Origin of the sequence: Neptuniibacter sp. QD37_11 (assembly GCF_047778105.1) — a bacterium.
Taxonomy (GTDB): domain Bacteria; phylum Pseudomonadota; class Gammaproteobacteria; order Pseudomonadales; family Balneatricaceae; genus Neptuniibacter.
In genome coordinates, this window is the sequence record NZ_CP180554.1 from 298,884 (window position 1) to 311,430 (window position 12,547).

Consider the following 12,547-nt stretch of genomic DNA (forward strand, 5'->3'; position numbering starts at 1 on the left):
TGTGCTATTTAAGGACAATCATGAAAAAGCTATTCAGCACCCTACTTATTACCGCCGCTATGACTGGCCCAACAACTGCGATCGCGCAAGAACCAACTGACAACTTTGATAACAATGGTCAGCCCTTTGTTTACCTAGGTCAGAAATACAACACATCAGACATCAAACGCGTACGACTGGTTAATGACGGCAAGTGCCTAAAAGCAATTTATGATTCCGGAGATGAGTATTGGTACAGCATGGCCTCTGGCCTATTGGTAAACAATAGTCCGTGCGTTGTGAAAGAAATCATGTTTGAAGCCATGCAAACACCAGAATCTACAGAAAACTCTTCAAAATCAGAATAAGAGAATAATTAGATGAAGAAGTCGTTAATCGTACTAGCACTCTGCACGGCTGTTTCTATGCCTACTATCGCTCAAGAACACTCTGAAGTTAATGGTCATTCTCGATTAGCTGATCTCGTGGCTGACCGTGAGGCTATTGCAGAACTTGAGCAATCCACATCCTCAATGCAACAGGCCTACGGAGATAAGCTTGAAGTATTACTTCAGGAAGAGATGACAGCGTCGATGGATGCTCTAAATGCCGACGCTCTCGGTCAGTATGCCTCGGAGACCGCAGAGGCTATTCGTGATTCTTTGAAAGAAAATCTTCCAATGGATTTACATTTTGCTAAAGCCATATCGCAACAGTATAGAGAGCTTTCAAATGAGGCTCGTAAAAGTGGCTATATCCAAAATGACTATCTCCGATCTTTGCCTCAGCCTTTAACAACTACTCGCTGTTATGTAAATGACAACAACAATGAACAGCTGGTTTATCTGGATACAACAACCGTCATTACACGCTCCAAAGGCACACTGAGTGATAGAGTCCGCGTGAAATTCACACATAATGATTATGATTTATGCTTCCGCCTCCCTCATGCGTCTAAAAATGAGACTAATTGATGGACTTCACTGAAAAAGAGCAAAAGATTCTTAAGGAGTATGCTCGTAAAGTTGATGTAGTCCTCTGGGAAAACCGGAAAAACGTACCTCAAAGCAAGTATGTAATTGAAGTGCCGCAAGGGGAATACTACGATGAAGATCATGGTGACGTCCTAACGATTCCGGATAGGCTTTTAGGGCAATGGATGATGGAATTCGCAGATGACCTTAATTCTAGAGATCTCACTGATTGCTTAAATGATAGTTGGGTTCGCTGTGAGAGAAGAACTGTCATCACTCACGAATGGGCGCCTATTTAGGCGTCTATTTATTAAAATACTTTTCAATCTTGCATTTTAGTTATTTATTCTTATACTCAATATATAGTAGGCCACTAAGCAAAATTGCCCAGATATAGGCATTGAGGTGTTGAATGAGTAATTACTCTCGCAGTCGGTATCGAAATAACCCTTCTACTCTGTTTCTAAGGGTCTCTTTGATTCATCTTCTGGCTGCTATGGCAGCCCTAATTGGCATGTTTATGAATCAATATGGTGCCGCCCTATCAATCGCGCTGGCTATCATTGTATTCTACGAATCCCTGATCCTAGCTAAATCACTTTTCGCAATCGGAGATGATCATACAGGACATATTTCCAATCCTTCTCTTAACGATCTGTGCCAAAGCGAACTGGGCAGATACCAAGCTGAATCCCTGTTTTTTGGTATCTCACACAGGGTAGTTTAAGTAGCTAGCAGCTGGAGGCCTCGGCTTTCCTGCCCATATCATGCACATGCTGGAGGGAATTGGCTGCTAAATCAGGCTTGCTAAAGTAAAAGCCTTGCCCTAACTGACACCCCATCGCCCTCAGCAACTCAAATTGTTCTTGTGATTCTATTCCCTCAGCCACTACGGTCAAGCCTATTTCATTCGCCATCACAATTAAGCCTTTAACGATATTTCTATCTCTATTGCTCCCTAGTACTTGCGTAATAAAGCTCCGGTCAATTTTCAGCTTATGAACCGGTAACCTCTGCAGGAGCGTAAGTGATGAATACCCCGTTCCAAAATCATCCAATGATAACGAAATCCCTAGCTCTGATAACGCTATCGTTGTACTGATGGCCGAGTCTATATCGTCTATGAAGCAGGACTCGGTAAGCTCCATTTCCAACAGTGTTGGATCAATCTGAGTTGATTCAAGAATAGCCTTGAGGTTATCAATGAGGTTAGCATCCCTAAATTGCCTTGGCGAAAGATTGACTGAGACTTTCACAGGGTAATTGTTTTTCTGAATAACATGACAAGCTTCCGCAAAGACCCAATAACCAAGACCAAAAATAATATCCGTATTTTCTGCAATATTTAAAAACTCATCGGGACATAGCAGGCCTTTAGTTGGATGATTCCAGCGCACCAAAGCCTCATACCCACTTAACTGTTGATTCCTGAGTGTAATGATAGGCTGGAGATAGAGTTCAAACTCATCCCGTTTTAACGCTTCCGATAAGTCATATTCGATCCTAAGCCGTTCAATCGCTTGCACATGAAGGATATTGTCAAAGAAATAAAAGCCGTTTTTACCAGCGGCCTTAGCAGCATACATAGCCATGTCTGCGTGCTTATATACTTGCATGTATTCCGCACCGTCATGTGGAATGGTAGCGACACCAACAGAAGCTGTCAGGGTAATATCTTGCCCTCTGACAGCGACAGGCTTTTTAATTGCCTCCAAAATATGCTCAATTGAATGACTTACATCCTCTGTCGAGTCTGTATGGAGTAGTAATATACCGAATTCATCACTCCCTATTCTGGCAACCACATCACTTGCACGCGTCGCACAACTCAGCCTCTCCGCCATTTCAACAAGTATGGTATCACCCACATCGTGCCCAAAAAGATCATTAATGGACTTAAAGTTATCTAGATCAATCACCAACAATGCACAGTGAATATGATAGCGCTGACACTCAACAATAACGCGCTCAACCGATTGTTTTAGCTGTAGCTTGTTAGCCAACCCTGTGAGGGGATCATTGTGTGTCAGAGTGTTTAACTCCTGAACTTTCTGATCAACGACGTTTTGCAATAATTTTGGCTGGATCATAATTTTTCTAAGCAGCCAAGTAACAGCAAATGCTAGCAATACACTCAGGAAGTATCCAAAATAATACCAATAAGATGAAACGGGTGTCGGTGCGGACATCCTAAGCATCCACGCGTTATTTGGAACGACAACTGGTGCCTGAATAGCCCGATCCTGAACCGGTACCTTCGAAGACGCAAACACCTCCTTTTCGCCTGAATCTGGGTGGATGCGAGAAAGTTCAAAGCTATACCCTTTGGAAGCCAAGTCCTCCAGATCCGTTACAGAAAGCAAATCCTCCAAATAAATGAGAGCTGAAGCAAATCCCCAAAAATATCGTTGCTTCGAGTGTGCTTTCTCTAGGAAGATTGGGTTGCGTCCAATCACTGCCACACCACCTTGAATTAATTCAAAGGGCCCAGCCAGCGTCATATGCTGCTTATGTAATGCCATAAGCGCTTCCTTGCGACGATGATCGTCTTTTAAGATATTGTGACCAATCGCTCTCTCATTACCCGATAACGGATGAATAAATTGAATAATCCCATCCGGGGCTAGTTGAAGATTAGAGATACCACCAACGGATTCAATAATTTCATCGGCGTAGGATTCAAAGTCATCAAATACCCCACCTTGTTGGTGCACTTCTTGAGACAATATGCGAGTTGATGAGAGTGATTGGGTCAAACGGCGCTCAATAAAACCTGCTTGCGAATTAATCACCTCTGCCATAAAAAAGTCCTGACGGCTTTGGTAGAGGTCTAAACCTGTATTGACGAAATACGACAACACGACTGAAATAAGAATAAATACAGCAATGCAAATTTTACAAATCTTATCCAGCAACACTTAACAACCGTCCCATCTCTTCACGAAGGCGAAATTATAACAAAACTAACCAAACCTAATGATAATGGGCAGCCATCCCATTATTCTGAAGGTAACTGAATTAAAAAGCTATTCTTAGCACAGACTAAACCTTAACATAATGGCGGTAAGCCCTTAATCAAGCTAAAGTGGGCATTAAGACTAAGGTCTTTAAGTCGGCACATTACGCCACCATAGACTCTGTTGATTTAGCAGGAGGGTTAAACGCTTCGGGTGATCTCGGCTTGCCGTAGTACCAACCTTGCACCACCGGACATCCCAAAGTTCGAAGTAGATCCACTTGCTCTGGTGTTTCCACACCTTCCGCAATTACTCCAAGGCCAAGGCCTTTAGACATGGCAATAATCGCCTTAACCAATGATCGATCACTCTCCTCTTCTGTAATGGAACGAATAAAGCTCTGGTCAATCTTGATGCAATCGCATGGTAGATCCTTAATGTATCCCAAGGAGGAGAAGCCAGTGCCGAAATCATCAATCGAGATGCGGACTCCTAACGCTTTTAATTCATGGAGAACATCAGCAGCTTTATCAGGATCATGCACCAAGAAGCTTTCTGTGATCTCAAGCTCTAACATTGACGCAGGAATTGAGTATTTAGCAATGGCCGTTTTAACATCCGCCACCAAATCCGTCCTTGCTAACTGTAGAGCAGAAACATTAACCGCAACATAGCCAATCTCCATCTTCATATCGATCCACTCTTTTAGTTGCTTAGCAGCGCGCATTAACGCCCAACGCCCTAAATCCGATATTAAGCCCGTTTCTTCTGCCAGTGGGATAAATTTACCCGGAGAAATAAATCCTTGCTCAGAGTGTTGCCAGCGTGAGAGTGCCTCGAAACCAATTGTTTTACCGGTATGTATATCCACTTGCGGCTGGTAATGTAACGTAAGGTCATCATTCGCCATTGCTTCACGCAACATAGTTTCCAATTCAAGGCGTTCTTTCGCCATATCAGACATATCAGCAGAATACGTCCTGTAAACACCTCTACCGTCCGCCTTGGCCTTGTAAAGCGCAACATCTGCAGCACGTTTGAGCTCTTCAAGGTTACGTCCGTCTCGAGGGTAGAATGCAATGCCAATACTCATACCTATATGGGATGTACAGCCCTCAAGATTGTAAGGCGCAGAAATGACCTGAATCAGCCGGTCCGCTAATGCATAGACATCTTCTTCTGACTCGTAATCATCGACGAAAACTGCAAATTCATCGCCACCAAGGCGTGCACAGTAATCCATGTCTCGAATTTGTCCCGACAGGCGTTGTGCACAATCAATGATCAATTGATCACCATAATCATGCCCCATACTGTCATTGATATTTTTGAAGCGATCCATATCTAGGTACAGTAATGCAGACTTACGCTTAAAGCGTTTGTCTTTTTCAATCAAATGACCCACAAGACTTTCAAAGAAAAACTTATTAGGAATACCGGTAAGTCGGTCATGGTTCGCTAACTGCGCTAATTGCTCCTGAGTCTCCTTAACTTTACTAATATCGTTCAGCACACCAATATAGTACTGCTCACTGAAATCATCCTTAAGGGTCGTGATGGATAATAACTCCGTAAATTCCCGTCCGTCTTTACGCCTATTAATCAACTCACCTTTCCAGCTACCTTTTGAAGCCAAGCTCCCCCAAAGATCCTTATAAACAGCATCTGGGGTTAAGGAAGAGGCAAGGAGTTCCGGGCCCTGACCAATCACTTCATCAGAGGTGTACCCAGTAATCCGTTCAAAAGCTGGATTGACTGAGACAATCTTATTCTCTGAATTTGTAATCAAAATCCCTTCAGCAGTATTCTGATATACCGCCGCTGATAATTTCATTGCGCGGGTGTTTTCAACCTCTTGGGCAATATCATAGAAAGAGATTACTGCACCACTGACCGCACCATCCGTATAGATAGGTGAAACTTTCCGATGAACGGGGATCTGATGCTCATTAGCCGCCACAAACCAATCATCCGAATCAGATGCTTCGCCTGTAGAAAGTGCGGTAAATATATCAAGATCAACATCAAAGTGACCTTTTACAATCTTAGAAGGCCGGTACCAAGTTTCCTCTATATTCCGGCCCATTAGAAATTCAGCCGGGTAACCTAAGATGGATGCAGCAGCCTTGTTAATAAAAACCTGCTTACCCGTCGTATCTACTTCTATAATACCGTCACTAATGGAACTCAAAATTGTATCATTGCGTGAAGCGAGACGTTGGGCCTGATCTCGCTCTTCCAACAACCTATCTTCAGCGTCCTTCTGGCCACTAATATCCATTTGCGCACCGACGATTCGGTATGCTTCTCGCTTGTGATTGTAAAAAACAGAAGCCTGCACACGCATCCATAATTCAATGCCTCGCTTATTGGTTACGCGGAAATCACACGTAAGCTCTCGAGCTTTAAAACGGAGGCGCTCATCGATATATGCCTTAGCCACTTTAAGGTCTTCAGGGTTAACACAAGAAGTCCATGAGGCAATATGCGGCTTCAGTTCTTCAGCAGTAAAACCAAGTTGACACAAGAATACATCGGAATATTGAACACAATGAGTGCGTAGGTTCCAGTCAAATAAGCCAACACCGCCTTGTTCAGTAGCTGCCGACAAAAACACTTCATGCTCCCTGATCTTCTTGTTACGGTGCTTACGCAACATTCCCTGCCATATAGCCTGTGCTATTGAGCGGGTTAGCATAATCTGATCTTTAGCAGGCTCCAGTTTCAGCTGAAGGGTAAAAATAACAACAACTTCGCCTTTATGAATAATAGGAAGGCTCAGCAATTGATAGTTATCAAAGCGCATGCAACTATTCTTTGATTCAAGCACATGTGTAATAACTCGATCTCGTTCGTGCTCTAAAACCTTACATTCTTCATCTAGTTGGATAAATGAGCAGTGGCTGTAATTGATCCAGACATTCTTAACTCCGGGCATCCATTTTAATTCACTCAAAGACGCCGTAAGAAATTCTTTATCACTCACGCGGTCGCTAACAGCGATGACACCATCAATGGCCTTCATGGCTTGTTGGTAATTAGTATCGCGCACTTTACTTTGACTGTGCAGACTAATGACATATGCCATGATCCCTCCAGCAAGGATCATGACAAAAGTACCAATAAGAAGAAGGTTTGATGTATCCATATTAGATGGCCTGTAACATTGATTTAAGATCCGTCACGAGAACGGTTAACTCACCGGACGATCGTTTCATTTGATGTGCTATGGTTTGATTTTCTGAGGCAACCCCTCGAATGCTCTCGATATTGCGGTTAACTTCTGAAGCAACAGAACTTTGTTGCTCCGAAGCGGCCGCAACTTGCGTGGCGCGATCCGTGATATTCAACATGGCTTGATTCACCGCATCAAAGGACTCATTAACACCCTGAGCACGTTGAATATTAGACCCTGCCTGAGATTCACAACGCTCCATTGCCTCCACTGTGATTTCAACTTGCGATTGAATAGCGGTTATCGTATTACGAATTTCAGTCGTCGACTCCTGTGTTCTTTGAGCCAAACTGCGGACTTCATCGGCCACCACGGAGAACCCACGACCTTGCTCACCTGCACGAGCCGCTTCTATGGCAGCATTGAGCGCGAGTAAATTTGTCTGCTCGGCGATGTCGTTAATGATATCAACCACTTTAGCGACTTCCTTCGCCTTTTCATGAAGTGCTGCGGAAGACTCACCTGCGGAATGCACCTCATTAACCAGTAATTCGATCCCCCCTATCATCTCTTGGACTGTTGCCTTACCTGTATTCGCGAGTGATGCAGTATGACTGGTTGCTTCTGACGTACTGGAGGTATTCTCTGCAATTTCATGTGCAGTAGCCGACATTTGCGTAGCCGCGCTTGCCAGCATGTCTGCCTCAAGGTTCTGTTTATCGATACCAGTAGACGTCTGATCAATTGCAGACAGTGTATTGCCCATAAATTCATTTAACGTGCAGATGCTGTCTTGCACTCTACCTATGACGGTTCTTAGGCGCGCTTGAAGCATCATCTTCGCAAGCTCAGATGATCCAACCTCACTCATATTGTCCGTCATAACGTACTGAGCCAACTCATTGTTGTACACATCAACCGCTTGGGATTTAAGTTGCTTCAAAGGACTTAGGGTATGAACTTGAAATGCAATAAACGCCACTGATAGGCCAGCCATAACACCACCTTGAATCCAAGCATTGAGCTCAGAAAAGGCAACGCCCGCCATGCAAGACAGCACCACTAAAGCGGCTGTCGTGAGTCTTGCCGCTAAACTATGGGATCTAATTCGTACATTTTTTGAGCGAAGACTTTTGTAAACAGACTCTGCACGCTGAATCTTATCATCGGAGGGGCGAGTACGAACCGACTGGTAACCCACCTTATTCCCGTTTTGATCAAACAGTGGAGTGACATAAGCTTGGACCCAATAAAAATCACCATTCTTGCAGCGGTTCTTAACCAACCCCATCCAAGGGCGATTGTCCTTAGCATGACTCCAAAGATCACCAAACGCTGCAGAAGGCATGTCGGGATGACGTACGATATTATGATTCCTGCCCACCAACTCTTCTTGCGTGTAACCAGCCACCTCACAAAATTCAGGGTTTGCGTAGGTAATCACGCCCTGCAAATTGGTCGTTGAGATCAATCGCACATCTGCAGAATATGTTTTTTCTTTGCCGGTATTAAGCATGAGATCCTCAGTCATTCTTGACCAATCCTTTGGTTGGTATGTGGCCTTATTCTATTCCTTTTCATTATACTTGTGCGTCGCACAAAAGTAATATGAAATATCTACACACCAACTCATTAATGAATATAATGAATTCCCATCAGCGCCTAAAATGCACAAAGCTTGAGCAGTGTATGTCCTAACGCACTAATATAGGCGCGAAACAGCAAATATAACCTATAAATGTTAACACTTTATTACAAGCAATAGCTGTGCCACTGATGATGTTATCAAACAACAGTTGAAACGCAATGATCGGGTTGCTGCGCCGCACCAAAAGAGCAAAGAAATAATACCAAAGTATTATGACTGGCAGCTAAAAGGTTAAATATAAGGGATATATTCAATATATAACTTATTTAATATGTAGGAAATTTGATAGAATTACTAAACTAGTGAATTTCAGAGGAACGAGCCGTTAGATCCAGTACACCCTCCTCATCCACCACAAAGATACCGCGAGATATACCAACCTGCATCATATCTTGATAGAGAATCTCTACAAAAACATCCCCAACAATATCTAACAAGCAGGCCCCTTCTGCGCCTGATTGAATAAGGCTCAGCCTCATTTGAAGCAAATGACTGATGTCAGCCAACTCAACTTTAGGCATATTCTGGAAAAACATCTGAACGAATTCGGCACTCTGGCCCGAACTGACATAGGATTGCAGCAACGCATTTACACGCTCATTTACAGTTGAAAACATTAAACTAGCAGCAGCGTCATGCCCAATTCCGGGGTTGCTGTCCCATTGAGTGTAAACAGAATCTTTGATTTCATCCGAAATGGATGCAAGTGAAGGAGCCATAGGTTTTCCTTATTTTTGTGTGACTTATGGTAACGCAACTTGATTATTATATCAATAATAATCAAAAGCACTGTGTATAAAGCTAATTTTAAAAATTTATCGCCAAGTCACATTATTAAACAATTTATTAATTTGCTTTTTCCTGCTTCTTCCTTACACTATCAATTAAATGTGTAAATACTGTCACCCAAGCCATGCTATGGAGTTATATTAAATCATGAAAAAATTACTAACGATCTCCTTACTTTCATGCCTGACTATGAGTATCGCTTCTGCAAACAAAAGTGATTCCCCACAACTGGTTGGCGGCTTCCAGACCAGAATTCCCTACCTTTCTGAATATACTAAAGATGCGCTTGGAATGATCTCCTACACCATTGACACTTACACTGTAACAAATGGAGCTATCTATAAAATAGGAAACCAGTGCCATGTTTTAAATAGAAAACTAGCTAACGAGGATACTTATGGTCCTGCCCTTATTCCAAATTACGTTGACACCTCTGAGACCACACAATGCCCTACACAAACAGAAAGCGGCTCATACATAGACAATAAGGGGAGTTGCTATATCATGGAAGTGTCACAAGAAGAGCTAAATATTCCGACATTTAAGCTAGGGGATGAACTTCAGCATATCAAGCATCCAACCTATACCATTGGAGAAAAACAGGTCGAGTGCTAGTAAGCCCCTTTCAAACATTAACTTTGCTAATTGGGTTGCTACGGATTAACCCACATAACGAAATTAACCACCTAGTTACGATGGAACTTGGATATGATTGTAGGCGTTGCGGTCAAGTACAAAAACGGATGTGAAATCCGACTACCAAAACCTAACAGACACTCCGATTGCTTTAAGCGCGCTTTGGAAAGGCATGGGCTTTGCCCTACCCAGCATGCAGGTGCCAAAGGCCAAGGATTCTATACGGATAAAGGCGAGTATTTAAACCGTGAGGAAGCAATGACACATGTAAGAGAGGTCGGCCAAGAACTCTTACCAGATTGGCAAGATGGACAGATAAACAAGTCCAATGCATTAACAAGTGAAGACCTTTGGTGAGGGGCAGACATGAGCGGAGTTAACGAGCCCTACGATCGATTCGTCCCTGAAATAAAGCGACTTGCTAATTCATATCTGGTGCAAAATAAAGCAACGAGACACCACCTCGAATTTCTGACCAATTCAAGTTCGGGGGTATATGCTATATGCGCTGAATTTGAATACTTGATCAATCAATTAACGCACCGATATTGTGGCGCTGCATTCGGGCAAGAGGAGCGCCTCAAATCAAACGACATTATGATTGAAAAAATGTATCGGAACGGCGTAATACAGGCCGCGGTATTTTGCTATGATCACAATGAAAAACTTGTACTGCACCACCCAATAGCACAAATGATGTTTGACGAATCATTGAGCTGCCTCAAAGATGTCAATGGCGCATTACGCGGATATGCAGGTTAAATAAACATGCTGAATACCTATCAAAGATAGGTATTCAGCCCAGTACTAGCTCTGAAAGTAACTAGATAAAACCACCTTAACCTCTTCATCACTCATGTGAAAGGCCCTTACTATCCTTGTGTAAGCGAAAGGCTCTCGCAAGCATTCCATAGCTTCCTTAAACCGCTCCCCATCAGGATCATGACTGCAACGCTTAGGATCTTTTCCCTTAAGGATCGCATAAAAGATAAAGTGTTCGTAGGTGACCTTCCCCGGGTATTTGGTGCCATAATCTTCACAGTAATAAGGATGATTGTCCTTATCCTTTATAAAAGATCGGAAATAGTCTCGGATCTCAATAAATCTTGCACGACAAATTCCAGTATTTAGAAGCATAGAAGATGGCATTGCTTTATTGGCAGTAGCATTGGCGTTGATAGTATTCATAGTGTTTCTCCAAGTAGAGTTTTTCGGTAAGACAGAATGCGCTTACCCATTTTGTTAAGGTTTTTGTATTTAATTTTAAAACTGGTGGATTCGATGCCACCAAACATCGCTGCATTGGCATGCAATTCAGCCAGACCCGTCAATAACTGAGTGGCCCAGAATTTTGTATATGCAATGGATTCGGCATCCACTGCGCGTGCGAGATGGATGTCCATATCATGGCGAATTAGCCAAGCAACATCATCATCCGGGTTGAGTGAACACCAGAGCTGATAACTAACCTCAGCATGATTAGGGAAATGGCGCCTTCCCTGCTCATCCAATTCAAAGCAAAGGGGCTTTCCACAGTCGTGGTATATCTGGTAAGTCAGGACATCTTTGAGTGGCAATAAAGATGCAATGATAAACGGATCGTCAGCCCATTCAGGGAGCTTCCATTCATAATGGGACGTATGCTCCTTGTCACTCAGCATCTTAAGCAGATCATTATAGTAACGCGCTACCTGAAAGCCATGTTCAAGCACAGACAGGCCTTCTGTCTGCTCACACTGCATCATGATGCGTCGTAATTCTAAGTTATTGGCAGGGTATCCTGCGCGGCCTTCCCGCTTGCAAGAGCTATGTGTATCCGATTGTGTTCAAATCCATATTTTCCATGGTTTTTACCTCACACATTGGTAACGTTTAGTGATGAATTTAGCTTCAGCCTGAGTTACTGGCCCAATTCCCACGGCCGTAATGATAGGACTACCATCAAAATGAGGTGGCATAATATGCTCCCGGTCTACGATCACTGCACAAGGCAATCCCGCCTGACGGGCCTCATTAAAGGCACGGAGTAACTGGTATTCATTTTTAGCTTCAAGAGTAACCTTAGATCCACCTTCACCATCAATGCGGTATTTTGCAAAAGATTCAGGATGCGATGTTTGGGCCGCTCTAATAGCGTCGTCATATGCGTGGCCAGCCTGCGCGGATAACTTACCCGGAGACATCTCTAAATCCTTGCGGACTATGGCATATGAATAAAGGTGTTCAGATTTATCAATCGGAACGGGATTCGCATATTGCGAAAGGATCTCACTGGACGTGAGAGGCATGAAGTGGTTTTCTGATTGCTCAGTGCGGTCTGTCCGTCCGCAAGAGCTAGTATGACTTTTCTGAATACATAATAATCACCATTCAATTTATTGATAAAGTT

14 protein-coding genes are annotated in these 12,547 nt (G+C 43.3%); 7 read left to right on the forward strand and 7 right to left on the reverse strand.

The window, feature by feature from the left end; translation table 11 throughout:
* Window positions 1-20 precede the first annotated feature (20 nt).
* The 4 genes from ACMXYT_RS19000 to ACMXYT_RS19015 all read left to right on the forward strand — a co-directional run bounded on the left by ACMXYT_RS19000 (window position 21) and on the right by ACMXYT_RS19015 (window position 1,680).
* The gene (locus ACMXYT_RS19000; RefSeq protein ID WP_415913178.1) at window positions 21-347 is read left to right on the forward strand and encodes a hypothetical protein; all 327 of its coding nucleotides are present in this window, start codon (window positions 21-23) and stop codon (window positions 345-347) included.
* A gap of 12 nt (window positions 348-359) precedes the next feature.
* On the forward strand, window positions 360-953 hold the full coding sequence (locus ACMXYT_RS19005) for a hypothetical protein (RefSeq protein WP_415913179.1): 594 nt from the start codon (window positions 360-362) through the stop codon (window positions 951-953).
* Window positions 953-1,252: a hypothetical protein gene (locus ACMXYT_RS19010; protein ID WP_415913180.1), complete on the forward strand. Its 300-nt coding sequence runs from the start codon at window positions 953-955 to the stop codon at window positions 1,250-1,252. The genes ACMXYT_RS19005 and ACMXYT_RS19010 overlap by 1 nt, the downstream gene beginning before the upstream one ends.
* 113 nt (window positions 1,253-1,365) lie before the next feature.
* A complete protein-coding gene (locus ACMXYT_RS19015; protein WP_415913181.1) occupies window positions 1,366-1,680 on the forward strand; it encodes a hypothetical protein in 315 nt (104 codons plus the stop codon).
* A 4-nt stretch (window positions 1,681-1,684) separates the two neighbouring features.
* Here the strand turns inward: ACMXYT_RS19015 and ACMXYT_RS19020 are convergent, their stop codons facing one another.
* The 4 genes from ACMXYT_RS19020 to ACMXYT_RS19035 form a co-directional block, all read right to left on the reverse strand.
* A complete protein-coding gene (locus tag ACMXYT_RS19020; RefSeq protein WP_415913182.1) occupies window positions 1,685-3,871 on the reverse strand; it encodes an EAL domain-containing protein in 2,187 nt (728 codons plus the stop codon).
* Between the two features lie 202 nt (window positions 3,872-4,073).
* A complete protein-coding gene (locus tag ACMXYT_RS19025; RefSeq protein WP_415913183.1) occupies window positions 4,074-7,058 on the reverse strand; it encodes an EAL and GGDEF domain-containing protein in 2,985 nt (994 codons plus the stop codon).
* 1 nt (window position 7,059) lies between these two features.
* A complete protein-coding gene (locus ACMXYT_RS19030) occupies window positions 7,060-8,616 on the reverse strand; it encodes a methyl-accepting chemotaxis protein (protein ID WP_415913184.1) in 1,557 nt (518 codons plus the stop codon).
* A gap of 416 nt (window positions 8,617-9,032) precedes the next feature.
* Entirely contained in the window at window positions 9,033-9,452 is a 420-nt protein-coding gene (locus tag ACMXYT_RS19035) for a hypothetical protein (protein WP_415913185.1), read from the reverse strand.
* Between the two features lie 217 nt (window positions 9,453-9,669).
* Between ACMXYT_RS19035 and ACMXYT_RS19040 the strand changes: the two genes are divergently transcribed.
* The 3 genes from ACMXYT_RS19040 to ACMXYT_RS19050 all read left to right on the forward strand — a co-directional run bounded on the left by ACMXYT_RS19040 (window position 9,670) and on the right by ACMXYT_RS19050 (window position 10,920).
* Entirely contained in the window at window positions 9,670-10,137 is a 468-nt protein-coding gene (locus tag ACMXYT_RS19040; RefSeq protein ID WP_415913186.1) for a hypothetical protein, read from the forward strand.
* Window positions 10,138-10,230: 93 nt separating this feature from the next.
* Window positions 10,231-10,515, forward strand: a complete 285-nt coding sequence (locus tag ACMXYT_RS19045) for a hypothetical protein (protein ID WP_415913187.1) — start codon at window positions 10,231-10,233, stop codon at window positions 10,513-10,515.
* A gap of 9 nt (window positions 10,516-10,524) precedes the next feature.
* Complete coding sequence (locus ACMXYT_RS19050) at window positions 10,525-10,920, forward strand: hypothetical protein (protein WP_415913188.1); 396 nt, start codon at window positions 10,525-10,527, stop codon at window positions 10,918-10,920.
* A gap of 45 nt (window positions 10,921-10,965) precedes the next feature.
* Here the strand turns inward: ACMXYT_RS19050 and ACMXYT_RS19055 are convergent, their stop codons facing one another.
* The 3 genes from ACMXYT_RS19055 to ACMXYT_RS19065 form a co-directional block, all read right to left on the reverse strand.
* Entirely contained in the window at window positions 10,966-11,346 is a 381-nt protein-coding gene (locus tag ACMXYT_RS19055; RefSeq protein ID WP_415913189.1) for a hypothetical protein, read from the reverse strand.
* Window positions 11,343-11,903, reverse strand: a complete 561-nt coding sequence (locus ACMXYT_RS19060) for a hypothetical protein (protein WP_415913190.1) — start codon at window positions 11,901-11,903, stop codon at window positions 11,343-11,345. The genes ACMXYT_RS19055 and ACMXYT_RS19060 overlap by 4 nt, the downstream gene beginning before the upstream one ends.
* Before the next feature lie 105 nt (window positions 11,904-12,008).
* Window positions 12,009-12,446 carry a peptidyl-tRNA hydrolase gene (locus ACMXYT_RS19065; RefSeq protein WP_415913191.1) on the reverse strand — a complete coding sequence of 146 codons (438 nt, stop codon included), beginning with the start codon at window positions 12,444-12,446 and terminating at the stop codon, window positions 12,009-12,011.
* Window positions 12,447-12,547: the final 101 nt, after the last annotated feature.